This is a genomic window from Arthrobacter nitrophenolicus, from assembly GCF_045833485.1.
GTDB classification, from domain to species: Bacteria; Actinomycetota; Actinomycetes; order Actinomycetales; family Micrococcaceae; genus Arthrobacter; species Arthrobacter nitrophenolicus.
Map to the genome: position 1 here is coordinate 2,355,985 of NZ_CP174504.1, position 23,610 is coordinate 2,379,594.

The following is a 23,610-nucleotide window of genomic DNA, read 5'->3' on the forward strand; positions in this document are numbered from 1 at the left end:
GGTGTGCGGTGGTTAGCGCGGGCCGCCCTGCCAGAGGGCGTCAAACGGCGCCCCGGACGCCACGCGGTTCCGGATTCCGGCGGTCACGAATTCCTTCGCGGCGCGGGCGGCTTCCAGCGGGGAAGAGCCCTTGGCCAGTTCTGCGGTGACGGCGGCGGCAAGCGAGCAGCCGGCACCGGACACGGCCACATCGCCCACCTTCGGCGCGCTCAGGACCTCCAGCGTGTTGCCGTCGTAGAAGACGTCGACGGCGTCAGGGCCGTCCAGCCGCACCCCGCCCTTAGCCAGGACTGCCGCGCCGCTGAGCTCGTGGATGCGGACGGCGGCTGCCTTGAGGGATTCGACGTCGGTGATCTCCAGCCCGGACAGCGACTCCGCCTCGAAGTGGTTCGGCGTCACGAACGTGGCCAGCGGCAGGATCTGGGCCTTCAGGGCCTGGTCCGTGTCCAGGGCGTGGCCTGGCTCCTGGCCCTTGCAGATCAGGACCGGGTCCAGGACCACATTCCCGAAGTTGTTGTCCTGCAGGGCACCGGCAACAGTGGCGATGGTGGCCGGGCTGCCGAGCATCCCGACCTTCACAGTGTCCAGGACGGACGGCGCGCCCGAGGCCGGTCCGTAGGCTGCGGTGGTTGCCTCCAGCTGGTCGGCGATCACCTGCTGTTCCACCGGCACGAAGCGGTGGTTCCAGCTGTCGTTCGGGTTGAACGAGGCGATGCAGGTCACGTTGGCGATGCCGAAGACGCCCAGCTCCTGGAAGGTCTTCAGGTCGGCCTGGGCCCCGGCACCGCCGGTTGCTTCGGAGCCGGCGATGGTGAGCACCACGGCCGGGCTGGTGACGTGCGGCATTGCATCAGCGGAAACGGAAGTCATGCACCCATCCTGCCATCCGGCGTCGGGCATTTTCCTTGTGTGGCAGTACAGCAGAGGCTGACCGGGGGTGTTCAGGGCAACAAGGCATGCCCGCTGGGGCGTGCCGGGGTGGGAGAATGGGGCGACAGTGCTAATACAGCCGGTGTCCCCTGCAGTTCCGGACCCGAGCGAACCACTATGAAACGGACTTCCCCATGTCATCTGCCTCCGGCCAGAATGCCCTGCCCGAAACCTCCGCCGCTTCGGGCGCCCCACGCTTTGCCTCCATCGGGTCACCGTACTTCGGCGTCATGCTGGCCATCATGGCGGTGGTGCTGATCCTGTCCAACATCGGCGCCTCCAAAGGGGTGGTCCTGGGGCCGGTCATCACCGACGGCGGCTTCTTCCTCTTCCCGCTGGCGTACATCCTGGGCGATGTCATCAGCGAGGTCTACGGCTTCCGGGTGGCACGGAAAGCCATCCTCACCACATTTGCGCTCTCCGTGTTCGCCTCGCTCTGCTACTGGGTGATCATCGCCCTTCCCGGATTCGACGACGAGTTCGGCGCCTCCAAGCAGGCCGCCCTTGAGGGTGCCCTGGGCCCGGTGCCGCAGATCGTGCTGGCCTCGCTGCTGGCGTTTCTTGCCGGCCAGACCATCAACTCCTGGATCCTGGTGCGGATGAAGGCCCGTACGGGGGAGAAGTCCCTGTGGGCCCGGATCATGGGCTCCTCGGTGGCGGGCGAGTTCGTGGACACCCTGATCTTCTGCAGCATCGCAGCGTCCGTCATCGGGATCACCGACTTCGGGATGTTCGTGAACTACGTGGTGGCGGGCTTCGTGTACAAGACCCTGGTGGAGTTCATCCTGGTCCCGGTCACGTCGCTGGTGATCGGCTGGATCAAGAAGCGCGAACCGAGCTACGGGGCAGGCGCGCTGGCCGCCTGATTCGGCGAGATCGCCGGAACGCGACCAGCCCGCCGGACGGGCGCTCCAGCGGGATGGCAGCATACCGGCGATGTCGATACGGGGAAAGCGGGAGGGCAGCTCGTTCGGGAGCGTCAGGAGTAGTAGCGGGCCAGGGTTTCGGCCTTGAAATCGAAGAACGTGCCGGCCTCGATCGCCAGCCGGGCGTCGTCCACCATCTTCACCACGAACCGTTCATTGTGGATGGAGATCAGCGTGGCGGAGAGCATCTCCTTTGCCTTGAAGAGGTGGTGGATGTACGCCCGGGAGTAGTTGGTGCACGCATAGCAGTCGCAGCCCTCCTGCAGCGGCCCGAAGTCGCGCCTGTACTTCGCTCCGGACAGGTTGAACCGCCCGTGCGGCGTGTAGAAAGCGGAGTTCCGGGCCACCCGGGTGGGGGAGACGCAGTCGAAGGTGTCGGCACCGTTCTCGATGGCGGTGAAGATGTCGTCCGGCTCGGAAATGCCCAGCAGGTGGCGCGGCTTGTCCTCCGGCAGTTCCTCGTTGCACCACCGGACGATGGTGCCCAGGTTCTCCTTCTCCAGGGCGCCGCCGATCCCGTACCCGTCAAACGGCATGGCGCCCAGGTCCCGGCAGGCCTTGCGGCGGAGGTCCTCGTACTGGGCGCCCTGGATGACGCCGAACAGGGCTTGGTACGGCTTCCCTACCCGTTCGGTGGTGAGCCGGAAGTGCTCGTCGAGGCAGCGCAGTGCCCACAGCCGGGTCCGTTCCAGGGACTCCTCCTGGTAGCCGCGGGAGTTTTGCAGCGTGGTCAGCTCGTCGAACGCGAACATGATGTCCGCGCCGATCTGGTGCTGGACCTGCATGGAGATTTCAGGGGAGAACCGGTGCCGGTCCCCGTTCAGGTGCGACTTGAACCAGACGCCGTCGTCGTCAATATGGGCCAGCCGCTCCTTGCCGGGCGCCACCGCGTCGTCGGGGCCGGGCGCGCCCGCGGCGGCAACGGTCTTCATGTCGATGACCTTCTTGAACCCCGAGCCGAGGCTCATCACCTGGAACCCGCCAGAGTCCGTGAAGGTGGGGCCGGACCAGTTCATGAAGGCGCCCAGCCCTCCGGCCTCATCCAGGATGTCGGCGCCGGGTTGCAGGTAGAGGTGGTAGGCGTTGGCAAGCACAGCCTGCGCCCCGAGGTCCGCTACCGCTTCGGGCAGCACCGCCTTGACTGTGGCTTTGGTTCCGACGGCGATGAAGGCCGGCGTCTGGATCTCACCGTGGGGGGTGGTGATGGTGCCGGTGCGGCCCAGGAATTCGCCGCCGTTCTCAGCTACCTGCGCAGCAGTGGGCGGGCAGGATTCAGCCAGCCGGGTGCCCACCGTGAAGGAAAACTGGGACTGCGCGGGAACAGCAGGCTCCGCGGAGGCAGGAGACGGAACGGAAGCGGGTTTGGCTGGCACCGTACCAGTGTGCCAGCAATCGTTACAGTGCCAGCAATCGGTACGGGGCCAGAAAACCAGGCAGCCCCGGTCAGCTCACCGGCTCGGACGTGGAGTAGTTCTCGGCCCGCCAGGAGTCCCAGGACGAACGGATGGAGTCAAGCTTCGCAGCCCCAAGGTCGTAGGTGGAGGCTATGACCAGCGACCCGTCCCCCTCCTCGCGCACGTCCTTAATGGCGGGATGGTCGGCCACCACCAGGAGCCCCTCGCCGTGTTCGGCGTAGTCGTGGACCGTGAGCCCCACCTGGTGGCTGGTCCGGTACCAGACCTTGCCGCTGATTTCCTCACCGGTGCCCAGGCGCAGCTGATAGGGCTCGCCGGGCGCCGGCAGGTCCGCCAGGCCGAGCTTTTCGATTGCCGACCCCTGGCCCTCGGTCAGGTGCAGGAAGAGGGTGTGACGCTTGCCGTGCGGGTGGCGTTCCAGGGCGAAGCGGAGCTGCTGGAGGAACGTCAGCCAGCCCTGGGTGATGTCCTCGTCCCAGGCCGCCCATTCCGAATCGTGGTCCAGCGCCCCGCGCGTCACGCTGACCCGCGTGCCGCCCGGAACGGGGTGCAGTTCGAAGGTGTCGCCGCCGTGCACGGTCAGGCTGGTGTGGTCCGGGGCTTCCTCGACGTCGCCGGAAAAGTAGATCTCCTTGATCTCGGCATCCAGGTCCTCGGCCTGCCAGCCGTGCCATTGGGCCACCTTGGACGGTTCGCGCAGCATGGTCCAGACCTGCGGTGCGTCGGCGTTAATCACTACGCTGAGATTGTTCGTCATAGCCCCGAATGTACAACTCCGGCCCCGCCCCGGGTAGGGGTAATTTGCTCAGGAGCGGACGGCCTCAAGCTCGTTGCTGATCCGTCGCTCCAGCTCGCCCATCCCGATGGTCTCGGACCCGCCGTGCGCCCGCAGGAACAGCAGGGATTCGAGCCGCAGCAGCCGCCATTCCCGCTCGGCGTCGTGGTTCGAGTTGTCGATGGAGCGGAAGATTTCCTTGTCGTACAGGTTGGGCTCGTTGAGCGAGCGCTGCCGGACCTTGGCGGCCATCCGTGCCTTGAACGGGTCGGTCTCATGGCTTTCGGGCGTCCGGATCAGCTTTTCGTAGACCGCAGCCCGTTCGTTCTGGCCGTCCTGCCGGCAGATATAGCTGGCCAGGGCCAGGGAGGCCTCCACCGATGCCCAGCGCCCGGGGTTTCCGTCGTAGGGGAGGACGGTGAGGAGGTCGGCAACCGCCAGGGCGCCCTCGGCATCCTTGAGCGTGACAAACAGTTCGTGCGCCAGGTCGCTGAGGTCCTTCAGGCAGCTGCCGGACTTGAAATTGACGCCTTTGGACAGCCGGTCGGTCAGCAGCTGGACACCGGTGGCGTCCGGATGCGCCTGCGCGGCAGCTTCCACCACGGACTCCGGTGTGCCGTCCGGGGCCGGGATCAATGCGAGTTCCTCCTCGCTGGGAACGTTGGCGGCAGGCGGAACCGGCGGCAGGGGAGGTACGACGACGGCGGGCGCCGCAGCGGCCGATGCCGCCTCGCCGCCGGGCTGTTCCTGCCCGTGCCCCTGCCCGGCTGCTTCAGCCGGCGCGGTTTCAACCGACGCGTCCTCCGCCGGCACGGAAGCCAGCGAAAGGTGCGTGACGGCGTCGGACGCTGCTGCGGAATCTGGCTCGATGGTGGTGACGGTGGCGCCCACGGCGATCCGCAGCGTGCCGCCGCCGGCCAGGCTGGCGAGCACCAGCGCGGGAGACCCGAAATCGTCCCGTTCCAGCTCAACCGCCTGGATTTCCGCCGTCCGTTCACCGTCCGGCAGGAGGATGAGGCTGCCGGTGGTCAGGGATCCAGCCTGCAGCTCACTATGGTTCCGGGCGGCTGGTGTTTCGGTCATGGGAGTCCTTAAGTTCTCTTGCGGTCCGCCGTCCAGTCTACAAAGACGGGCAGCTTATTCCGGGGACCCCCAGGTTCCGGCGGGGTTGTCAGGAGCCGACGCCGGCGAATGCCAGGGCTTGGCGGATCAGCCCGCCGCGGCCGCCGGAGAACTCCATCTGGACTCCCGGACTGAGGACTTCCGCCGGGGTCATCCAGGTCAGTTCCAGGGCGTCCTGGCGCGGTTCGCATTCGCCGGTAACGGGGATGACGTAGGCCAGGGAAACGGCGTGTTGCCGGTCATCGGTGAAGCCGGTCTGGGACGGGGCCGGGAAGTATTCGGCCACCGTGAAGGGGACCGGGCTGATGGGCAGCTGCGGGAACGCCAGCGGTCCCAGGTCCTTTTCCATGTGCCGGAGGAGGGCGGCGCGGATGGTTTCGCGGTAGATGACGCGGCCGGACACCAGGGAGCGGACCATGGTCCCGTCCTCGTCGGCCTGCAGCAGGGTGCCCACTTCGTTCACGTAGCCAAGCGGATCCAGCCTGACCGGTACGGCCTCCACGTACACCATGGGCAGCCGCCCGCGCGCCTCAAAGAGGTCCTCTTCGGAAAGCCAGCCGGGATTCGGGTCAGGTGTGCGCACGTTCATGGTCTATTTCTACCCCATGGGACGGTGCTGCGAGATCCAGACCGTGGCGGGCACGGAGGGCGCGGCGGGCCCGGCCGCGTCCGGGTTGGCCACGTGGAGGGTGCTTCCGAAAGCCTCTTCGGTCAGGGTTGCCTCGAGTCCTGCGGCGGTGAGCCGGTCCCGGAGCGGTGCCAGGCCGCCGTCGTACTCGAAGCCCAGGCCGGAGCGCGGAGGACCGGACGCCGGGCGCACCAGGAGGACGCCGCCGTTCTTGGCGGTGAAGTCCGCGGTTTCGTCGTTGTCCGGCACCGGACGCGGCCGGGCGCCAATGTGCCGCAGGGTGCGGGCGGCGGCGTCGGCGTCCTCCGTGAACCAGACCCCGACGACGGCGAGCGCCGGGTCCGCGCCGGTGTCACCATCGACGGTGGCGGCTTTGTCCGCAAGAAAGGTGAATCCGTCAGGTCCTGTAATCCGGCAGGCTTCGCCGTGGGATTCGGTGACCAGCTCCGCGGGCGTTGTGCCCTCGTCCTGGGCTGCGAGGTTGGTGCGGCGGCCGAACTCGGCCAGGTCGCCCACCTCGACTGCCAGTGCCGTTGTCCCGTCCTCCGCAGCCCCTGCCGGTACCTCGTGCAGGGCCAGTCTGCCGGCCCCGGCGTCGTAGACGCGGAAGCCGCCGTCGCCCTCGGCGAGGACCAGGCCCAAGGCGGTCAGCAGCCGCTCCCAGGACCCGATGTTGGACGTGTAATGCAGGGGACGGACGCGGAGCATCGGTTTGTCCTTCATCTCGGCAACTGGAGCTTTAGGCCATGATGCCACGGGGCGGGCCGGAGGGGGATAGCGCTTGTGCACCCGGGTTGCAGGGGCAGAATAGGCGCATGGCCGTCGAACTCGAGGAACTGCTGGTGCCCGATGCTGCTGCCTGGCGCAGGTGGCTGGAGGCCAACCACGGCACGGCCCGGGGTGTGTGGCTGGTCCTGCATAAAAAGGGCGGGCAGGTCACCGGCCTGGATTATCCGGCGGCCCTGGACGAGGCGCTCTGTTTCGGCTGGATCGACGGACAGGCCCGGCGCCGGGACGACGGGAGCACTTTCGTCCGCATGACGCCGCGCGGTCCCCGCAGTGCGTGGTCGGCCCGGAACGTGGCCCATGTTGCCCGCCTGGAAGCCGCCGGAAAGATGACCGATGCGGGCCGGGCCGCCGTCGACGCCGCGAAGGCCGACGGCCGCTGGGAGGCAGCCTACGGCGGGCAGGCGACGGCGGAAGTTCCCGAGGATCTGGCGGCCGCCATCGCTGCCGTTCCTGCGGCCCAGGCCATGTTTGACGTCCTGACCAAAACCAACCGGTTCGCCCTGATTTACCGGACCATTACGGCCAAGCAGCCCGCCACCAGACAGCGTCGGATCGAGGGCTTCGTGGACATGCTGGCACGCGGCGAAGCCCTGTACCCGCAGAAGAAGCGCCCGGTTGAGCGGCCGTAAGGACACCTTGGCCGCGGGAGTGTCCGGCGCAACATAATTGAGGTTCCTGATAACGAACCGGTAACATTGATGGCTCACTTGCACTGGTGCCGTTCCCCGAGCCGGGGGACGGCACTTGCGCGTTCAGCGACGGATTGAATTCAATGCCCCGACATACCCTCGGACCTGTACTTCCCGCCCTCAAACGCTTCGCCGCCGGCCGCCGCCTCCTCGTGTGGGCGGTAGCCGCCGCGGCTGTCCTCGTCCTGGCAGTTTCACTGGTGCTCGCCGGTAGCGCCCGGTCCGGCCCTGCCGCCACCGCCGGGGCCGTGCTGGAAAATGTATCAGCCGCGCAGGCCGCGGCCATGGACCGCACCGGCGGTTACGCCTCGCTGTGGCTCAGCGGCAATGATTCGACCCTGGCTGAACGCGGGGCTGACATTGCTGCAGACGGCGCGGAGGACGTCCGCGCCATCGAGTGCAGCACGGGGTGGCTGGCGGGTGTCCGGGTGGAGGGCAAAGTCTTCCTTCGGAGCAGCACCGCCCCTGATGCTGTGGAAGAGGGCGCTGATGCAGTCAGGCTTCCGGAATGCATCAGCCCGGAAGCCCGCGATGCCCTGCTCACGGACCTGGGCGCCGGCAAGTCCTGGCCGAAACAGGACGCTGCGGCCCTGGCGGCGCCGGCGGAGGACCCCGGTTTCCGTCCCGCCTACCACCTGACCCCGGACCAGCGCTGGATGAACGACCCCCAGCGGCCCTTCTTCCTGGACGGGCTTTGGCACTACTACTACCTCTACAACGTGGACTACCCCGAGGGGAACGGCACCGAGTGGTTCCATGCCACCAGCACCGACCTGGTGCATTGGAACAACGAGGGCGTGGCCATCGAGAAGTTCCGCAACGGCCTTGGCGACATAGAAACCGGGTCCGCCGTGGTGGACACGGAGGGCACCGCCGGCTTCGGCAAAGGGGCCGTGATCGCGGTCCTCACCCAGCAGCACGACGGCGTCCAGCGCCAGTCGCTGTTCTACTCCACGGACAACGGCTACAGCTTCCAGAACTACGAGCAGAACCCGGTCATGGAGAACCCCGGCGCCGAGCACTGGCGGGACCCGCGGATCGTGCGGGATGAGGCCAACAACCAGTGGCTGATGCTGCTCGCCGAGGGCCACAAGATCGGCTTCTACACGTCCAAGGACCTCAAGGACTGGACCTACGTTTCAGCTTTTGAGCGGGACGGCCTCGGCATCCTTGAATGCCCGGACTTCTTCCAGATGGACGTGGACGGCGACCCCGCCAAACGCACCTGGGTGCTGGCTGCCAGCGCCAACGGCGCGGACGAGGGCCGCACCACCGGCCTGGCGTACTGGACCGGCAGCTTTGACGGAAAGGGCTTCACTCCGGACGGCGGGCACCAGTGGCTCGACGGCGGATCGGACTTCTACGCGGCCGTCACCTGGGACGATCCACGCCTGACGGACGGGCAGCGCAAGTCCTCACGGCATGCCATCGGCTGGATGAACAACTGGGCCTACGCCCGTAACCTGCCCACGGACAACTGGTTCGGGGCGGCCTCCGTGGTGCGGGACCTCCGGCTGGAGTCCGACGGCGGGCGCCCGGCCCTGGTGTCCACGCCCACCCCCGCGCTGCAGTCGCTGGAGGGCGACACGGCGCAGGTGCCGGCCGGGCCGCTGGGGGAGGAATCCGTGCTGGCTGTCCCGGAGAGCGGCGCCTACAAGGCCGAGCTTGAGTTTGAGCGGCCCGACGCCAACACGGGTGAGGCACGGATGCTCCTGCAAAGCGGAGGCAGGACCTACGCCACCGTGGGCTACGACTTTGCCGGCGGCAAGGCCTTCGTGGTCCGGGACGACGCCGTGTCCGAAACCGTCAAAGACAGCGGCGCCGCACCGAAGGGCGCGGTGGATCCCGTGTACCGGGACGTCCAGGCGGTTGAGGGTCCTTCCACCGGCGACACTGTCCGCCTCACGGTCTACGTTGACCGGTCCTCCGTGGAAGTCTTCGTGGACGGCGGCCGGCAGACCCTGACCTCGCTGGTGTTCCCGCCCGGCGGCGCGAAGGAAGCGCGGCTGGCAGCCGGGAGCGGGCAGGTATCACTGAAGAACGGTACCGTGACGCCGCTGGCGGGGATCCGCTAGGATCCTGTGATGGCCGCGGCCGCCTCCAGCGTCATCCAGGCCTGCAGCTGGGTGGAAAGCTCGACGACGGCACCCTGCGGATACGTCTGGTCCGCCGGCTGTGCGGCGTGGAGGGAGAAGACGCTCCGGCCCGGGTGGCTGCCGGCAGGTGTTCCGGCGTCCAGCGTGCGCCGTCCGTCCCAGAACGCCTGCGCGGTATCCGTTACCAGCCGTGCCGCTGTTGCCCGGGCTGGCTCCGGAAGCCGGCCGTCGGTGGCGGCTAGGGCCAGGTAGCGGCAGAGGATCCCGGTGAACAGGCCGCCGTCGCCCGTCCCGTCGCAGCGGAGCACCGTGCGGGGTGCGGCGTCGCCTGCACCCGGTGCCGGCACGGTCAGGTGCCGGTCCACGGCGTCCACCAGTTCCGCCGCCCGGGCAAGGTTGGCCTCGCCACCCAGTTCCAGGAGGGCGCCCAGCACGGGCCCCTGGTTGTAGGTGTAGACAGCCCGGTCCACCGTCACGGTCCCGGCGGCATCAAGCCGGGCCCCGTCCAGGTACAGGCGCTGCTCCAGGTCGAAGAGGGTGCGGTCCAGCCAGTCCAGCAGTGACTGCGCCTTGGCCCGCTGCCCGGTGCGGGCGTAAAAAAGCGCCACCGGAGCCGTGGCGGGCGTGTTCTTGAAGTCCCGTTTCTTGCTCCAGAACACCCCGCCGCCCAGGTCATCGGTGCTGGCGGCATCGAACTGCAGCACGAGGGTTTTGCGGACCCTGGCATTGCGGCGGCGGCCCGGCTTCCGTGTCTCCTCGGCCAGGGCATCCAGGCGGAGCGTGGCCAGGGCCAGCCAGGCCATATCGTCGTAGTAGTTGTTGACGAAGGTGAACGCGTTGCGCAGCCGGATTCCGGTCACCAGCCTGGACGCGAGCTGCCCGGCACTGGGGTTGCCCGGACCGTTGAACCGCGCCGCCGGTGTGGCCCCGCTGCCCAGTTCCCGCCGGCCGGTGTCCACCAGGCAGTCCACGTAATGGGCCTGCCACCAGTAATGCCACGGGTGGGCCAGGGCAGAACCGGAGGCCAGCCGCCGCAGCGCATGCAGCCAGGCCGGACCGGACTGGACCGGCTCCCCGGGATTCCACGCCACCGCAGCCAGGTGCGTGCCCGGCAGGAACAGCAGCTTTCGGCCGAAGAGCGCGGTGACGGACCGGGCGGCGTGGGAGGCACGGCCGTGCCAGACGGAACCGGCGGCGGGGCGGGAGGTCATGGCTTCCACCCTAGCGGGGCGTACATGGACCGGGCGGAAGCGGCACGTGGTGCGCACCGCCCGCTCTTCAGTTAACATTCACTAACTGATACGCTGCGGCTGCACCCGCGGTTGACGGGCCACATCAAGGAGGATGGATGGACATTGCAGGCAGCGTCGCGCTCGTCACCGGAGGTGCGTCCGGCCTTGGTGCCGCCACCGTCCGCACCCTGTTCGACGCCGGCGCCTCCGTCGTGATCCTTGACCTTCCGTCCTCCTCCGGGGCCGCCCTTGCGGATGAACTGAACGGGACTGCTGCCACGGCGGACTCGAGCCAGGCCGGACCAGTCTCCGGCGGTACGGGCGGCACCCGGAAGTCCGCCGTCTTTGCCCCCGCGGACGTGACCAACGAGGCTGAGGTGCAGGCCGCCGTCGACGCCGCCGTCGGGCTCGGGCCGCTGCGGATCGTGGTGAACTGCGCAGGAATCGCCACGCCCGGCAAGGTGTTGGGGCGCGATGGAATCCTGCCGCTGGACGCGTTCAACCGCGTTGTCCAGGTCAACCTGCTGGGCACCTTCAACGTCCTGCGCCTGGCCGCCGCCGCCATGGTGGCCACCGAGCCCGCCGTCACCGAACTGGGCGGTCCCGAGCGCGGCGTCATCATCAACACCGCCTCGGTGGCCGCATTCGAGGGCCAGATCGGCCAGCCTGCCTACGCTGCCTCCAAGGGCGCGGTGGCCGCGATGACCCTGCCCATCGCCCGGGAACTGGCGCGCTCGCTGGTGCGGGTGGTCACCATCGCACCCGGAATCTTCGAAACCCCGATGATGGCCGGCCTGCCGCAGGAGGCGCAGGACTCGCTGGGGGCGCAGGTTCCGCATCCTTCCCGGCTTGGCCGGCCGCAGGAATACGCCCGGCTGGTGGCGCACATCGTGGACAACGCCATGCTCAACGGCGAGACCATCCGCCTGGACGGCGCCATCCGGATGGGGCCAAAATGACCGCCCCCGCAGGACGCAAGGTGGAGCTCCCCGGAGCCGACTTCTTCGACGTCGAATCCCTGCTCAGCCGGCCGGAACGGAACAAGCTGGCTGAATTGCGGGCGTTCCTGGCCGCCGAAGTCGCTCCCTACGCGGTGGACTGGTGGAACAGGGCGGAATTCCCCGCCCACATCCTGCCGAAACTGGCCGCCCTTGAACTGAGCACCCCGGCCCAGCGCGGCTACAGCAACCTCTTCGCCGGGCTGGTCATCGCCGAGATCACCCGCGTGGACACGTCCATCGCCACGTTCTTCCTGGTCCACCACGACCTCTTCGTCGAGTCCCTCTATGCGTTCGGCAGCCCGCAGCAGCAGCAGCGCCTGCTCGCCGACGCATCAAACCTGCGGATCACCGGGGCCTTCGCCCTCACCGAACCGGACCACGGCTCGGACGTCGCGGGCGGGATGGAGACCCGGGCCCGGCGGATATCGTCGGCAACCGGCAAACCCGACGGCGGCGGGGACACCTGGGTGCTGAACGGCGCCAAACGCTGGATCGGCAACGGGACGTTCTGCGACTACATGCTCGTGTGGGCGCGGGACGAAGCGGACGGGGCCATCCGCGGCTTCATCGTGGACGCCACCCTGCCCGGAATCAGCCGCACCAGGATCGAGAACAAGATTGCCCTGCGGACAGTGCAGAACGCGGACATCGTGTTCAAGGACGTCCGGGTGGCCGAGGCGGACCGGTTAGCCGCCATCAGCAGCTTCGACGACACCAAGGAGCTCCTCCGCAGCTCCCGGATCATGGTGGCGTGGCAGACCGTAGGGCAGCAGCTGGCCGCGTTCGACGTCGCCCGGCAGTACGCCGTCGAACGCCACCAGTTCGGCCGCCCGCTGGCGCAGTTCCAGCTCATCCAGCAGCAGCTGGTCACCATGCTGGGCAATACCGTGGCCAGCATGGGGATGATGGCGGGGCTCGCCCGGCTGCAGGACCAAGGTGCCGCGGACATGCCGCAGGTTGCCCTGGCGAAGTCCTACCTCAGCGCCCGGATGCGCGAAACCGTGGCGCTGGGCCGGTCCATCCTGGGCGGCAACGGCATCGTCACGGACTACCGGATGGCGAAGATCTTCTCCGACGCTGAGGCCATCTACACGTATGAGGGCTCATTCGAGATCAACACCCTGATCGCCGGCCGCGCTGTCACCGGGGTATCCGCCATCGCCTAGGATCCCGGGGGATAGGGCAGCTTCTCGCCTGCCTCCACGCGGATGTCCAGGCTGTTGTTCTTCACCGGCATGGGGCAGGTGCCGTAGGGGGTGAAAGCACTGGGGTAGTTGATGGCCCGGTTGAAGTCGAGCACCACGGAGCCGTCCGGCCGCGGCCGGGGCGTGGAGAGCTTGCGCCAGTCGTCGGTGGTGTCCCCGTTGGTCTCGTCGTGGAACGTGACGGTCAGCGCGCCGAGCTTTTCCTCCTCGGCCTGCAGCCGGAACTCGTGGGGGCTCCCGGGAAGCCGGAACACCACCTCACCCACACTCCGGTGGATCCCGTCCACCAGCGGGTTGGCGGTGCCGATGGGCACATCCACCGGCCCGGGGTAGGGCTCGAACCGGCCCGTCACCTCCCAGTCCGGGTTGTAGTCGTAGGTGGGCACGCCGTCGAATCCGGTGAGCACCGGGGAACCCGAGTCCCTGGTCCGGATCGCGTACCGGCCGGCCCGCATGGCCAGCTCCACCACCACCTGGTCGCCGTCCGGTCCGCCGAACTGGACCCACATGAGCGATTCCTCGTCGGCGAGCGCGGCAGTGACGGTGCCGTCCACCGGCTCCCCGGTCTCCACGAGCGTCAGCCCGTCCGCGGGCACCGCGGTGAGTGACGCCGTTGTACCGTTTGTTGACCACAGGCCGGGGGCCAGTTCGACGGCGGACGGCGCCTCCTCCAGCCACTGGAAGGACGTGAGCGTCAGCCAGCCGTGGCGGGCCGCCAGGGCCTTGTTGCGGTTGGCACGGAAGCGCTGCCAGCGCTCGATGGAGGCGGTGGGGATGTCCATGGTTCCTTCCGGTTGTCCTGCCCCGGCTACAACTGCGGCAGGCTCCCGTTCATTCCGGGGCCGGGGGACCATCCTTGCTTGCCGCGGGCGGCGGGCGGAGTACCCTCGGAACCAGCACTTACCGGGCAAGTGCCGGGCCGCCCGGATCGGCCCGCAAAACAGTAGGGAGATGACATGCGGATTGCCGTTTTTGGCACCGGAACGGTGGGACGCGCACTGGCGGGCGCGCTGGCTGAACGGGGGCATGAGGTGACGGTGGGGACGCGGGATCCGGGCGAAACGGCCTCCCGCACCGGGCCGGACCGGATGGGCAGGCCCCCTTTCAGCGAATGGCAGGCCGGGCATCCGGAGGTTGGCCTGGCCGATTATGCCGGCGCTGCAGGGTCCGCCGAACTGGTGGTGAATGCCACCAGCGGGGCAGGCTCCCTCCCGGCGCTGGGTGCTGCCGGAGCCGCGCGGCTGGCCGGCAAGGTCCTGGTGGACGTGTCCAATCCGCTCGACTTCTCGCAGGGGATGCCGCCGGTCCTGAACCCGGTCAACACGGACAGCCTGGCCGAACGGATCCAGCAGGCCTTCCCCGGCGCGCGCGTGGTGAAGACACTCAACACCATGAACGCCGCCCTGATGGTGGACCCGGGCAGGCTCGCCGGCGGCGACCACTCGGTCTTCCTGTCCGGCGATGACGCCGCGGCCAAGGACACTGTCCGGGAGCTGCTCGAATCCTTGGGACACCGGGACATCATCGACCTCGGCGACATCACCAGCGCCCGGGGAGCGGAAATGTGGCTCCCGCTGTGGCTGCGGCTTTATGGCGTCCTGGGCACGGCGGACTTCAACATCAAGGTGGTCCGCGGGGTTGAATAGGCTGCGTGGACATTCTTGCCGGAATCAACAGTGAGTGGCTGAAAGCGCTGACCTGGATCGCCGCGCTGGCGTGCGGTGTGGCGGTGCTGCTGTGGCGGCCGCGCCGGCCGGACCTGGCCGCGCTCGCAGCCGTCGTCGCGTTCCTGGCCGCCAGCACGGGCGCTGGCATCTACGTGCTGAACCACCTGGGTGACGGCCGCTGGGGCGGCGACCAGGAAGCCCGGCTGCAGCCGCCGGAGCTCTCCGGTACCCCGCTGGTGGGGGAGTTGCTGGGCCCGCTGGACGGGACGCTGAACGCAATGGCGGACGGCGTGAACGACTTCGTGGACTTCCGGGCCGCGCTTCCCGTGGCGCTGGAGTATTTCGCCGCGGCCGGCTGGGCGCTGGCCCTCCTGGTCCCGGTGGGCGGGGCCGTGCTCGCCGTCAACGCGGCGGTGTCCCGCCGTCGTAATGCGCAGGCCGCTGCTGCCGGCTCGGAATTGGCGGATCTGCGCGCCGAACTGGAGCGCGTCAAACGCCACGTAGGTTACCCGGCGGATGACATTATCTGAGACGGATTCCCCGGTGGGCGCACCCTGCGGGTACCATCTTTAGCTAGTAACGTGGCTCACAGTATCCAGCGCAGTGTACGAGCCAAGTCCGAAACCCTCGAGAGATTGCTTCCATGGCTCACACTGCAACAAATCCCGAAACCGACCTTGCCGCCGAACTGAGGGCGGACGTCCGGCGTGTGTCAACGCTGCTGGGTGAATCCCTGGTCCGCCAGCACGGGCCCGAACTCCTGGACCTCGTGGAGCAGGTCCGGCTCCTCACCAAGGAGTCCAAGGAGGCCGCCCGCGGCGGTGCCGACGCCACCGGGCCCTGGAGCGCGCACGACGTCGTTGCCCAGGTCCGCGAGCTCCTCGGCTCCCTGCCCATCGAGCAGGCCACCGACCTGGTCCGCGCCTTCGCGTTCTACTTCCACCTCGCCAATGCCGCCGAGCAGGTCCACCGCGTCCGCGGCCTCCGGACCCGCGCGGAGAAGGACGGCTGGCTGGCCAAGACCGTTGCCGAGATCGCCAGCCAGGCCGGGCCCGCCGTGCTGCAGGAAGTGGTCAACGGCCTGGACGTCCGGCCCATCTTCACCGCCCACCCCACCGAAGCGTCCCGCCGCTCCGTGCTGGACAAGATCCGCAAGCTCTCCGACGTCCTGGCCCAGCCCACCGCCGAAGGCACCACCGCGCGCCGCCGCCAGGACCGCCAGCTGGCCGAAATCATCGACCAGATGTGGCAGACCGACGAGCTGCGCCAGGTGCGGCCCACCCCCGTGGACGAAGCCCGCAACGCCATCTACTACCTGGGCGGCATCCTCACCGACGCCATGCCGGAGATGCTCACCGAACTGTCCGAGCTGCTGGGGGACCACGGCGTCACCCTCGCGTCCAAGGACGCGCCCATCCGCTTCGGTTCCTGGATCGGCGGTGACCGCGACGGCAATCCCAACGTCACCGCGGCCGTCACCCGGGAGATCCTGCAGATCCAGAACCAGCACGCCATCCGCATCAGCATCGGCATGATCGACGAGCTGATCTCCATCCTGTCCAACTCGACGGCCCTTGCCGGGGCGGACCGGGAACTGCTGGAGTCCATCGACGCGGACCTGAAGAAGCTGCCCGGCCTGGACAAACGGGTCCTGGAGCTGAACGCGCAGGAGCCGTACCGGCTGAAGCTGACCTGCATCAAGGCCAAGCTCATCAACACCGGCAAGCGGGTGGCCGCCAACTCCAACCACGAGCACGGCCGCGACTACAGCGGCACCGGTGAACTGCTGGCCGACCTTGAGCTGGTGGAACTCTCGCTCCGCAACCACTCGGCCTCCCTGGCCGCGGACGGCGCGCTGGCCCGGGTCCGCCGTGCCATCGCCTCCTTCGGCCTGCACCTGGCCACCCTGGACATCCGCGAGCACGCCGACCACCACCACGACGCCGTCGGCCAGCTGATGGACCGGATCGGCGGGCCCGGGCTCCGCTACGCCGAGCTCAGCCGCAAGGAACGCTTCGAGGTGCTGGGCTCCGAGCTCGCCTCCCGCCGGCCGCTGTCCGGCCACCCCATCAAGCTCGACGGCGCTGCGGACGGCACGTACGACGTCTTCCGTGAGATCCGGCGTGCCCTGCGCATGTACGGCCCGGACGTCATCGAGACCTACATCATCTCCATGACCCGCGGCGCGGACGATGTCCTGGCCGCCGCTGTCATCGCCCGCGAAGCCGGCCTGGTCAACCTTTTCGGCGACAAGCCCTACGCAAAGATCGGGTTTGCGCCGCTGCTCGAGACCGTGGAGGAGCTGCGCGCCTCGGCAGAAATCATCGACCAGCTGCTCTCGGACCCTTCCTACCGCGAACTGGTGCGGCTGCGCGGCGACATCCAGGAAGTGATGCTGGGCTACTCGGACTCCAATAAGGAATCGGGCGTGCTGACCAGCCAGTGGGAGATCCACAAGACCCAGCGCAAGCTCCGCGACGTTGCTGCCAAGCACGGTGTCCGGGTGCGCCTGTTCCACGGCCGCGGCGGCTCCGTGGGCCGCGGTGGCGGGCCCACCTATGATGCCATCCTGGCCCAGCCCAACGGCGTCCTGGAGGGTGAGATCAAGTTCACCGAGCAGGGCGAGGTCATCTCGGACAAGTACTCCCTGCCCGAGCTTGCCCGGGAAAACCTGGAGCTCTCCCTGGCCGCGGTGCTGCAGGGCTCGGCCCTGCACCGGGACCCGCGCACGTCCGAGGACCAGCGGGAACGGTACGCGCATGTCATGGAGACCATCTCCGACGCCGCGTTCGACCGGTACCGGAGCCTCATTGACCACCCGGACCTGCCTGCCTACTTCATGGCCTCCACCCCGGTGGAGCAGCTCGGTTCCCTGAACATCGGCTCCCGCCCGTCCAAGCGCCCCGACTCCGGTGCCGGCCTGGGTGGCCTGCGTGCCATCCCGTGGGTCTTCGGCTGGACCCAGTCCCGCCAGATCGTTCCGGGCTGGTTCGGCGTCGGTTCAGGCCTGAAGGCCGCCCGGGAAGCCGGCAACGCGGCGCAGCTCGCGGAGATGATGGAGCACTGGCACTTCTTCCGCTCCGTGCTGTCCAACGTGGAGATGACCCTCGCCAAGACGGACCTGGACATCGCCGGCTACTACGTGGACACCCTGGTTCCCAAGGAGCTGCACCACATCTTCCGCACCATCCGGGAGGAGTACGAGCTGACGGTGGCCGAGGTCCAGCACCTGACCGGCGAGCACGTCCTGCTGGATGCCCAGCCCACGCTCAAGCGTTCCCTCGAGGTCCGCGACCAGTACCTGGACCCCATCAGCTACCTGCAGGTGGAGCTGCTGCGCCGCGTCCGGGCCGAGAGCGGAAGCATCAGCGGGGCGGAGATCGACGAACGGCTCCAGCGCGCCATGCTCATCACGGTCAACGGGGTGGCCGCCGGCCTGCGCAACACCGGCTAAACCCAGTTGCTCTATCATTTATGGTCCCTAAACAGCAGGAATAGGGACCATAAGTGATAGAGCAACAGGTTGGATAGGCTGGAGGGCATGCCTTCGTTCCAGACCCGCCTCAAGATCACCGGGCTCCGGCCCGGCAACCCGCCGGAATCGGTCATGGAAGCCGCGGTTGAGGCGCTGGGCACGCGCCACCATGTCGAGTCCCACCAGCTGCAGATCTCCGGCGGGGTGCCGCAGCTGAACCTGCGGTTCCTCGTGGAGGCCACCGAGGACAGGGGCGAGAACCAGCAGGCGCGGGAATCGGCAGCGATGATGCGCGACGCCGTCGAACGCGTCGCCCTCACCGGCGCGCTCAGCGTGCTTCGCCGCAACCGCGGGAAGTGGCTGCCGGTCTAGGCTCTGCCGGCGGGCACCAGCGTCAGGCCAGCGGTCCGGGTTCCTCCACGGGGGACCGGTTGCCGCGGCGGCGGGTCACGATTATTCCGACGACGGCGCCGATCACCAGGCCCAGCACCACGCCGATCAGCGAGCTCGCCCAGAACGGCAGCCTGGTTGCGGACCCCGTGAAGTACCCCAGGCCCACCAGCCAGCACGCCCACAGCAGGGCGCCGAGTCCCGCGCAGAGGCTGAAGCCCCGGACCGAAACGTCAGCGATCCCGGCTGCCGCCGAGGTGGCCAGGCGCCCGCCGGGAATGAACCTGGCGCCGATGATGGTGCCGTAGGTCGACGACCGCCCCGCCTTGGCCAGGGCGTCGTGGATGCCCTTATGCACGCGCCGGCCCCACCGCCAGCGGTCAAGGACATGGCTGAGCCTGCGCCGGAAAAGCTGGAACACCACCATGTCGCCGATCCAGGAGGCCAGAGCGGAGAGCCCGCCAACCAGGAACACGTTGGCCCGGCCGTCGGCGGACAGCGCGCCGCCGGTGATGACCACCATTTCGGAGGGGACCGGCGGAAAGATTGCATCGCCAAGGACTACGGGGATGATCCAGAAATAGATCGCAGCCCCCCAGCTGTCAGCGCTGCCGAAGTCCATGGCCACAACGTACCGCACTCCGGGCCGCTGCCGAAGGGGAGCTTCCGAAGAGGGTGCAGCGAACGGGAGGTGCCGACGAGGGCGCAGCTTATAGGACCCGGCCGGTGGGGCCTCAACTCAGCCCGTGGGCCGCAGGGGACGGAACCGCCGCGTCCGCTTTCCGGCCGGGACGTGGCTCAAATGCCTGCCCGCCAGGAAGTACCAGTACGGCCAGGCGGTCCAGGCAACAGCCACCACAGTCACACCGGCACCGCCAACCCCGCGGCGGAGCCAGGCCGGAAGCTGCTCCGCGAAGGCAAGGCCTGCCACGGGCAGTGCCCCCAAGAGGCCGGCCCCGATGGCGGTTCCCAGCCTGGCGAGGTCCTCGGGGTAGCCTTTCGACGAAAGCAGGGCACGGTTCGCGAGCAGGAGCCAGCCGCCCTGCACCGTCATCGCCGCCAGCGATATTGCTGTGGAGGGCTTGTACTCCAGTTTCCTGGCGATGAGGAGGAATGAGCTCGCGGAGCCGGCGGCGCAGGCTGCCGGCACCAGCCACTTGCCCGCGTCCGCGGCGCGGCCGGGCGGTATCCTGCGGTGGATCTGGAGGATGACGGGGATCACCGCCAGGCTGAAGACTCCGCCCACGGCGTCGTTGATGGTTCCGAAGACGAAGGGGCCGCCCTTGGGCACCTCCACGGCGTACATCGCCCCAAGGCTGGCGACGCCCATCACGCCGAGGCCGGCGGCGGCATACGCGAATTTGGCGGCCGTGCGGTCGCCCGGAATCTCGGTCATTCTGTCCATGATCGCCACGCTCCTTCACGGACTGGTCTACCCCTCATGGGACGCGGACGCCAGCTCCCGGACTGCCGTTCCCGCCCGGGGCAGCAAGTGGCGTGCCAGCAGTCAGGAGCGTGCCCGGACGGCCTCGCTGAGTTCCAGCCCGCTGCGGTACTCCACGGGCTTCCCGGAGACGGGGTCCACGAATTGGATGACACGGGCCAGGAGCTGGAGGGGCCTGGCGTAGTCGTCCGGGGCCTTGTCCAGCAGGTCCGGGTAGAAGGCGTCGTTGACGATTCCCAGTCCCAGGGACGCCATGTGCACCCGCAGCTGGTGCGTCTTGCCGGTGTGCGGTTCCAGCCGGTACCTGGCGAGCCGGCCGCCGCCCGTGGTGCCCGGAGCACCCGCCGCAGGGCCGCCGTCGAACGTTTCCAACCGCTCAATCCGCGTCTCGGCGTTGGGTTCGCCCTCAATAACCTCCGCGAGGAGGTAGCTGCGGGACTTGGTCATGCGGTTGCGGACCACCACTGGAAAGTCGACGGCGGGATGCCCGGGAGCAGGCTCGGCGGCGGACACGCACTCGTATTCCTTCTGGACCTGCCGCTTCTCGAAGAGCACCTGGTACCTGCCGCGGGTCTGCGGATTGGTGGAGAACAGCAGCACCCCGGCGGTCATCCGGTCCAGCCGGTGCATGGGAATGAGGTCCGGCAGGCCAAGCTGGTTGCGCAGCCGCACCAGGGCCGACTCCTGGATGTAGGTGCCGCCGGGGGTGGTGGGCAGGAAGTGGGGCTTGTCCACCACCAGCAGGTGCTCGTCCTGGTACAGGATGCCGATGTCCACGGGAATCCGGGTCTCCGGCGGGAGCGTGCGGTAGTACCAGATGAAGGTGTGGTCCTGCAAGGGGGTGCCGCGGTGCAGCGGAACACCTCCCTCGCCGACAATCTCGCCGGCGTCGAACCGGTTCTCGATGCCCTGCGGGTCGATGTGGCCCCACCGGTGCATCATGTAGTCCATTGCGGTCTCCCAGGGACCCTCCTCGGGGAGACGCAGGCGGGTGGCGTTGACGCCGTCGCGCACGGGGAGGGGGGATTGCATCACCGGTCCATTCTACTTTGCGGGGCCAGGCCCCCTGGCGCTTCCGACGACAAAAAAATTCTTGACAATAAAATTTGTCGGTTGCAGGATGGAACCATGTTGGACATCGAAGTGATTGAGGACCCCGCGGCGGCCGAGGCGTCACTCGATCCCATCCGGACCCGGATCCTCCGGGAGCTGGGTACGCCCGGATCCGCCACGCAGCTGGCCGTGAAGGTGGGGCTGCCCCGGCAGAAGGTCAACTACCACCTCAAGGCCCTCGAGCGGCACGGACTCGTGGAGCTGGTGGAGGAGCGGCGCAAGGGCAACGTGACCGAGCGCGTCCTCCAGGCCACGGCCGCGTCCTACCTCATTTCACCCTCGGCGCTCGCCTCCGTTTCCCCGGACCCCCGCCGCTTCGCGGACCGGTTCTCGGCCTTCTGGCTGCTCGCCCTCGCCGGGCGGATGGTCCAGGAAGTGGGAAAGCTCATCGCCGGGGCCGCGGCCGCCCGCCAAAAGCTGGCAACGTTCGCCATCGACGGCGAGATCACCTTCCGCAGCGCGGCTGACCGTGCCGCCTTTGCCGAGGAGCTCGGCGTGGCGGTCACGCAGCTGGTGGACAAGTACCACGACGGCGGCGCCTCCTCCCGCGGCCGGCGGCACCGGCTGGTGGTGGCCCTGCACCCGGCACTCAAGACAACCAACCAGACCCCCTCAGGCAAGGAGCAGGACAATGACTGACAACCGCAACTTCGAGATCGTCTACGACACCGAACTGCCCGGCACACCGGAGCGGGTGTGGGAGGCCGTCACCACGGGAACCCCGGCATGGATGTTTCCCACGGACCAGTGGCCGGACGTCAAGACGGTGAACGAATACCCCACCCATCTCGTGTCCCGGATGGACGGCCCCGACGGCTGGTTCAACCAGCTGGAGCATGTCCTGGAACCGCTCGACGGCGGGCGCGCCCGGCTGCACTATGTCCACAGCGGCATCTTCGCGGACAACTGGGACGAGCAGTACGACGGCGCCAGCCGCCACACGGAGTTCTACCTGCATACGCTGGGCCAGTACCTGCGGCACTTCGACGGCAAGCCGGTGGTTTTCACCGATATCCAGGGGCCGGCCGCGTCCCAGGTCCCGGACGGGTTCGAGCGGCTCCGGAAGGCGCTGGGTGTTGAGTCCGCACGGCAGGGTTCCGCCGTGGATGTGGAGCTCGACGGCGTGGGGCGGCTCACGGGCGAAGTGGACTTCGCGAACGAGCACTTCCTGGGCCTCCGCACCGCCGACGCGATGTACCGGTTCTTCGGCCGCAACGTCTGGGGCGCCCCCGTGGGGATGACCGTCCACGACTTCAGCGGAGCGGGGGACCCGGAGACCACCGCCAAGGCATGGAGCGGCTTCCTGGAGCGCGTGTACGCCTGAGTTGTCCTCGCTGGCCGACGCGCTAAACCGTGTTCGACGCGCACATTACCTGACGCGCCAATATTTGGCCTGCATCAGGTAATGTGCGCAGCGCGGGCGGATTTCCGGGTCGAAAAGTGGGCTGCTCAGGCGGCCCAGCCGCGGCCAATGGCGTCGAGGGCCAGGCGGTAGACGTCCTCCCAGGGAGCGTCCGGCGGGCCCATCTGGTCCAGTTCCAGGCTCATCAGCCCGTGGACCTGTGCCCAGATGGCCACGGCCACCAGCTCCGCGGGTGCCGGACGCAGCGTGCCCGCGGCCTGCGCTGCGGAGACTGCCCCGATCAGCGGGTCCATCGCCCCGGCCGCGGCTTCCGGACTGGGCTTGCAGTCGGCGTAGGCCGCCATGGCTCCGCCGAACATCAGCCGGTACAGCGCAGGATGTTCCAGTGCCCAGGTCCGGTAGGCGATGCCAAGCCCCTGGAGGCCTCCGTGGGCCGCCTGCTCCTGGGACTCGCGGAAGGACCGGAATCCGTAGTCCATGACAGCGGTCAGCAGCTGGGACTTTCCGCCGAACAGCGCGTACACCGCGGTGGTGGAAGTGCCCGCGGCGGCTGCCACGTCGCGGAGGGTTACGCGCGCCGGGCCCTCACGGTCCACGAGGCCGGCAGTCACTTCCAGCAGTTGCTGTTTGAGGGAATCGTCATGCATCACGGGCCTTGCCATGGAACCGATTGTCTCATAACGTTGTTACATAACAGTGTTATGAAACGTGGCCGGGCGTGAAATGCCCTGCGTTTCCCCACGAAGGAGCCCCCATGGCACAGGAAGTCTTCCCGGGCCGGTATACCGCCGACCCCGCCCGTGATTCCGTCACCGTGTTCCTGATCGGCATGCGGGCCAACCGCTGGTGGAAGATCCGGGCCGTGGCAAAGGTCGCCTCGGCGATGCCGCCGATGCTCCGGCACCTGGCGTCGGACCCGGGGTCCGGGATGCTTGGTTTTGAGCAGTGGCTGGGGCGGACCACGGTACTGCTCAGCTACTGGGAGAGCCCGGAGCATCTACGGAAGTTCGCGGCTGACCGGGAGGCCCCGCACCTGGAACCCTGGCGGCGTTTTATGAAGGAGATGGCTGGACGCGGCGACGTGGGCGTCTGGCACGAAACCTACCAGGTGCCCGCCGGCGGGATCGAGGCGGTCTACAGCGGCATGCCGCTGTTCGGGCTGGCCAAAGCCACCAGCCATGTTCCCATCGGGCCCGGAACCAATACCGCAAAGCAGCGGATGGGCCGGGCTGCCATGCGGAATGGCAAGGCGTCTGACCGGGCGGCAGCAGGAGCCTAACCGCTGCGTGCCTCCCCGGATGGCACCAACTGTCGCTATGGGCGCCCACAACGGCAGTTGACGCTGACTGG

Annotated in this window: 24 protein-coding genes; 12 read left to right on the forward strand and 12 right to left on the reverse strand. The window is 68.3% G+C overall.

Annotated elements, in window-relative coordinates:
• Positions 1 to 12: 12 nt before the first annotated feature.
• Entirely contained in the window at positions 13 to 870 is an 858-nt protein-coding gene (locus ACJJV6_RS11115; protein ID WP_407708944.1) for a hydroxymethylpyrimidine/phosphomethylpyrimidine kinase, read from the reverse strand.
• Between the two features lie 194 nt (positions 871 to 1,064).
• Here ACJJV6_RS11115 and ACJJV6_RS11120 point away from each other — a divergent pair, with 194 nt between their 5' ends.
• Positions 1,065 to 1,796: a queuosine precursor transporter gene (locus tag ACJJV6_RS11120; RefSeq protein WP_407708945.1), complete on the forward strand. Its 732-nt coding sequence runs from the start codon at positions 1,065 to 1,067 to the stop codon at positions 1,794 to 1,796.
• 113 nt (positions 1,797 to 1,909) lie between these two features.
• Here the strand turns inward: ACJJV6_RS11120 and tgt are convergent, their stop codons facing one another.
• From tgt to ACJJV6_RS11145, 5 genes are all read right to left on the reverse strand, one after another.
• The gene (tgt, locus tag ACJJV6_RS11125) at positions 1,910 to 3,229 is read right to left on the reverse strand and encodes a tRNA guanosine(34) transglycosylase Tgt (protein ID WP_407708946.1); all 1,320 of its coding nucleotides are present in this window, start codon (positions 3,227 to 3,229) and stop codon (positions 1,910 to 1,912) included.
• Between the two features lie 70 nt (positions 3,230 to 3,299).
• Positions 3,300 to 4,028, reverse strand: a complete 729-nt coding sequence (locus ACJJV6_RS11130; RefSeq protein ID WP_035753232.1) for an SRPBCC domain-containing protein — start codon at positions 4,026 to 4,028, stop codon at positions 3,300 to 3,302.
• Between the two features lie 48 nt (positions 4,029 to 4,076).
• On the reverse strand, positions 4,077 to 5,129 hold the full coding sequence (locus ACJJV6_RS11135) for a DUF6707 family protein (RefSeq protein ID WP_407708947.1): 1,053 nt from the start codon (positions 5,127 to 5,129) through the stop codon (positions 4,077 to 4,079).
• Between the two features lie 88 nt (positions 5,130 to 5,217).
• Positions 5,218 to 5,757 (reverse strand): NUDIX hydrolase family protein, encoded by a 540-nt coding sequence (locus ACJJV6_RS11140; protein ID WP_009358663.1) that lies wholly within the window; start codon positions 5,755 to 5,757, stop codon positions 5,218 to 5,220.
• A gap of 9 nt (positions 5,758 to 5,766) precedes the next feature.
• Positions 5,767 to 6,504, reverse strand: a complete 738-nt coding sequence (locus tag ACJJV6_RS11145) for a VOC family protein (protein WP_407710493.1) — start codon at positions 6,502 to 6,504, stop codon at positions 5,767 to 5,769.
• 107 nt (positions 6,505 to 6,611) lie between these two features.
• Here ACJJV6_RS11145 and ACJJV6_RS11150 point away from each other — a divergent pair, with 107 nt between their 5' ends.
• Positions 6,612 to 7,214: a YdeI/OmpD-associated family protein gene (locus tag ACJJV6_RS11150; RefSeq protein WP_407708948.1), complete on the forward strand. Its 603-nt coding sequence runs from the start codon at positions 6,612 to 6,614 to the stop codon at positions 7,212 to 7,214.
• Between the two features lie 143 nt (positions 7,215 to 7,357).
• Positions 7,358 to 9,349, forward strand: coding sequence for a glycoside hydrolase family 32 protein (locus tag ACJJV6_RS11155; protein WP_407708949.1), 1,992 nt, complete (start codon positions 7,358 to 7,360; stop codon positions 9,347 to 9,349).
• Here the strand turns inward: ACJJV6_RS11155 and ACJJV6_RS11160 are convergent.
• Positions 9,346 to 10,581 (reverse strand): glycoside hydrolase family 76 protein, encoded by a 1,236-nt coding sequence (locus ACJJV6_RS11160; RefSeq protein WP_407708950.1) that lies wholly within the window; start codon positions 10,579 to 10,581, stop codon positions 9,346 to 9,348. The genes ACJJV6_RS11155 and ACJJV6_RS11160 overlap by 4 nt on opposite strands.
• 137 nt (positions 10,582 to 10,718) lie before the next feature.
• Between ACJJV6_RS11160 and ACJJV6_RS11165 the strand changes: the two genes are divergently transcribed.
• Both ACJJV6_RS11165 and ACJJV6_RS11170 read left to right on the forward strand, forming a co-directional pair.
• Positions 10,719 to 11,561, forward strand: a complete 843-nt coding sequence (locus ACJJV6_RS11165) for an SDR family NAD(P)-dependent oxidoreductase (RefSeq protein WP_009358667.1) — start codon at positions 10,719 to 10,721, stop codon at positions 11,559 to 11,561.
• The gene (locus ACJJV6_RS11170; protein WP_407708951.1) at positions 11,558 to 12,769 is read left to right on the forward strand and encodes an acyl-CoA dehydrogenase family protein; all 1,212 of its coding nucleotides are present in this window, start codon (positions 11,558 to 11,560) and stop codon (positions 12,767 to 12,769) included. The genes ACJJV6_RS11165 and ACJJV6_RS11170 overlap by 4 nt, the downstream gene beginning before the upstream one ends.
• Here ACJJV6_RS11170 and ACJJV6_RS11175 read toward each other — a convergent pair.
• The gene (locus tag ACJJV6_RS11175; protein WP_407708952.1) at positions 12,766 to 13,590 is read right to left on the reverse strand and encodes a DUF1684 domain-containing protein; all 825 of its coding nucleotides are present in this window, start codon (positions 13,588 to 13,590) and stop codon (positions 12,766 to 12,768) included. The genes ACJJV6_RS11170 and ACJJV6_RS11175 overlap by 4 nt on opposite strands.
• A gap of 174 nt (positions 13,591 to 13,764) precedes the next feature.
• On the opposite strand from ACJJV6_RS11175, the gene ACJJV6_RS11180 reads away from it, so the two are divergent.
• The 4 genes from ACJJV6_RS11180 (at position 13,765) to ACJJV6_RS11195 (ending at position 18,322) form a co-directional block, all read left to right on the forward strand.
• Positions 13,765 to 14,454: an NADPH-dependent F420 reductase gene (locus ACJJV6_RS11180; RefSeq protein WP_407708953.1), complete on the forward strand. Its 690-nt coding sequence runs from the start codon at positions 13,765 to 13,767 to the stop codon at positions 14,452 to 14,454.
• A gap of 5 nt (positions 14,455 to 14,459) precedes the next feature.
• Positions 14,460 to 15,005, forward strand: coding sequence for a hypothetical protein (locus tag ACJJV6_RS11185; RefSeq protein WP_407708954.1), 546 nt, complete (start codon positions 14,460 to 14,462; stop codon positions 15,003 to 15,005).
• A gap of 113 nt (positions 15,006 to 15,118) precedes the next feature.
• Positions 15,119 to 17,929, forward strand: coding sequence for a phosphoenolpyruvate carboxylase (ppc, locus tag ACJJV6_RS11190; protein WP_407708955.1), 2,811 nt, complete (start codon positions 15,119 to 15,121; stop codon positions 17,927 to 17,929).
• A gap of 87 nt (positions 17,930 to 18,016) precedes the next feature.
• Positions 18,017 to 18,322, forward strand: coding sequence for a hypothetical protein (locus ACJJV6_RS11195; RefSeq protein WP_009358672.1), 306 nt, complete (start codon positions 18,017 to 18,019; stop codon positions 18,320 to 18,322).
• Between the two features lie 22 nt (positions 18,323 to 18,344).
• On the opposite strand, the gene ACJJV6_RS11200 is transcribed toward ACJJV6_RS11195, so the two are convergent.
• The 3 genes from ACJJV6_RS11200 to ACJJV6_RS11210 all read right to left on the reverse strand — a co-directional run bounded on the left by ACJJV6_RS11200 (position 18,345) and on the right by ACJJV6_RS11210 (position 20,816).
• Positions 18,345 to 18,962, reverse strand: coding sequence for a DedA family protein (locus ACJJV6_RS11200; RefSeq protein WP_035753248.1), 618 nt, complete (start codon positions 18,960 to 18,962; stop codon positions 18,345 to 18,347).
• Between the two features lie 117 nt (positions 18,963 to 19,079).
• Positions 19,080 to 19,745 (reverse strand): hypothetical protein, encoded by a 666-nt coding sequence (locus ACJJV6_RS11205; protein ID WP_052014143.1) that lies wholly within the window; start codon positions 19,743 to 19,745, stop codon positions 19,080 to 19,082.
• Positions 19,746 to 19,847: 102 nt separating this feature from the next.
• Positions 19,848 to 20,816, reverse strand: a complete 969-nt coding sequence (locus ACJJV6_RS11210) for an RluA family pseudouridine synthase (protein WP_354176505.1) — start codon at positions 20,814 to 20,816, stop codon at positions 19,848 to 19,850.
• Positions 20,817 to 20,912: 96 nt separating this feature from the next.
• On the opposite strand from ACJJV6_RS11210, the gene ACJJV6_RS11215 reads away from it, so the two are divergent.
• Entirely contained in the window at positions 20,913 to 21,536 is a 624-nt protein-coding gene (locus tag ACJJV6_RS11215; protein WP_009358676.1) for a helix-turn-helix domain-containing protein, read from the forward strand.
• The gene (locus tag ACJJV6_RS11220; RefSeq protein ID WP_009358677.1) at positions 21,529 to 22,221 is read left to right on the forward strand and encodes a hypothetical protein; all 693 of its coding nucleotides are present in this window, start codon (positions 21,529 to 21,531) and stop codon (positions 22,219 to 22,221) included. The genes ACJJV6_RS11215 and ACJJV6_RS11220 overlap by 8 nt, the downstream gene beginning before the upstream one ends.
• A 125-nt stretch (positions 22,222 to 22,346) precedes the next feature.
• Here ACJJV6_RS11220 and ACJJV6_RS11225 read toward each other — a convergent pair whose 3' ends face one another.
• A complete protein-coding gene (locus tag ACJJV6_RS11225; RefSeq protein ID WP_354176439.1) occupies positions 22,347 to 22,922 on the reverse strand; it encodes a TetR-like C-terminal domain-containing protein in 576 nt (191 codons plus the stop codon).
• Between the two features lie 92 nt (positions 22,923 to 23,014).
• On the opposite strand from ACJJV6_RS11225, the gene ACJJV6_RS11230 reads away from it, so the two are divergent.
• Positions 23,015 to 23,539, forward strand: a complete 525-nt coding sequence (locus ACJJV6_RS11230; RefSeq protein WP_009358680.1) for a DUF4188 domain-containing protein — start codon at positions 23,015 to 23,017, stop codon at positions 23,537 to 23,539.
• The last annotated feature ends 71 nt before the right edge of the window (positions 23,540 to 23,610 follow it).

Excerpts from the sequence above, each read along its gene's own strand:
- ACJJV6_RS11115 (WP_407708944.1), bottom strand. The coding sequence starts at position 870 with ATGACTTCCGTTTCCGCTGATGCAATGCCGCACGTCACCAGCCCGGCC.
- ACJJV6_RS11120 (WP_407708945.1), top strand. The coding sequence starts at position 1,065 with ATGTCATCTGCCTCCGGCCAGAATGCCCTGCCCGAAACCTCCGCCGCT.
- ACJJV6_RS11130 (WP_035753232.1), bottom strand. The coding sequence starts at position 4,028 with ATGACGAACAATCTCAGCGTAGTGATTAACGCCGACGCACCGCAGGTC.
- ACJJV6_RS11135 (WP_407708947.1), bottom strand. The coding sequence starts at position 5,129 with ATGACCGAAACACCAGCCGCCCGGAACCATAGTGAGCTGCAGGCTGGA.
- ACJJV6_RS11140 (WP_009358663.1), bottom strand. The coding sequence starts at position 5,757 with ATGAACGTGCGCACACCTGACCCGAATCCCGGCTGGCTTTCCGAAGAG.
- ACJJV6_RS11145 (WP_407710493.1), bottom strand. The coding sequence starts at position 6,504 with ATGCTCCGCGTCCGTCCCCTGCATTACACGTCCAACATCGGGTCCTGG.
- ACJJV6_RS11150 (WP_407708948.1), top strand. The coding sequence starts at position 6,612 with ATGGCCGTCGAACTCGAGGAACTGCTGGTGCCCGATGCTGCTGCCTGG.
- ACJJV6_RS11155 (WP_407708949.1), top strand. The coding sequence starts at position 7,358 with ATGCCCCGACATACCCTCGGACCTGTACTTCCCGCCCTCAAACGCTTC.
- ACJJV6_RS11160 (WP_407708950.1), bottom strand. The coding sequence starts at position 10,581 with ATGACCTCCCGCCCCGCCGCCGGTTCCGTCTGGCACGGCCGTGCCTCC.
- ACJJV6_RS11165 (WP_009358667.1), top strand. The coding sequence starts at position 10,719 with ATGGACATTGCAGGCAGCGTCGCGCTCGTCACCGGAGGTGCGTCCGGC.
- ACJJV6_RS11170 (WP_407708951.1), top strand. The coding sequence starts at position 11,558 with ATGACCGCCCCCGCAGGACGCAAGGTGGAGCTCCCCGGAGCCGACTTC.
- ACJJV6_RS11175 (WP_407708952.1), bottom strand. The coding sequence starts at position 13,590 with ATGGACATCCCCACCGCCTCCATCGAGCGCTGGCAGCGCTTCCGTGCC.
- ACJJV6_RS11180 (WP_407708953.1), top strand. The coding sequence starts at position 13,765 with ATGCGGATTGCCGTTTTTGGCACCGGAACGGTGGGACGCGCACTGGCG.
- ppc (WP_407708955.1), top strand. The coding sequence starts at position 15,119 with ATGGCTCACACTGCAACAAATCCCGAAACCGACCTTGCCGCCGAACTG.
- ACJJV6_RS11195 (WP_009358672.1), top strand. The coding sequence starts at position 18,017 with ATGCCTTCGTTCCAGACCCGCCTCAAGATCACCGGGCTCCGGCCCGGC.
- ACJJV6_RS11200 (WP_035753248.1), bottom strand. The coding sequence starts at position 18,962 with ATGGACTTCGGCAGCGCTGACAGCTGGGGGGCTGCGATCTATTTCTGG.
- ACJJV6_RS11205 (WP_052014143.1), bottom strand. The coding sequence starts at position 19,745 with ATGGACAGAATGACCGAGATTCCGGGCGACCGCACGGCCGCCAAATTC.
- ACJJV6_RS11210 (WP_354176505.1), bottom strand. The coding sequence starts at position 20,816 with ATGCAATCCCCCCTCCCCGTGCGCGACGGCGTCAACGCCACCCGCCTG.
- ACJJV6_RS11215 (WP_009358676.1), top strand. The coding sequence starts at position 20,913 with ATGTTGGACATCGAAGTGATTGAGGACCCCGCGGCGGCCGAGGCGTCA.
- ACJJV6_RS11220 (WP_009358677.1), top strand. The coding sequence starts at position 21,529 with ATGACTGACAACCGCAACTTCGAGATCGTCTACGACACCGAACTGCCC.
- ACJJV6_RS11225 (WP_354176439.1), bottom strand. The coding sequence starts at position 22,922 with ATGGCAAGGCCCGTGATGCATGACGATTCCCTCAAACAGCAACTGCTG.
- ACJJV6_RS11230 (WP_009358680.1), top strand. The coding sequence starts at position 23,015 with ATGGCACAGGAAGTCTTCCCGGGCCGGTATACCGCCGACCCCGCCCGT.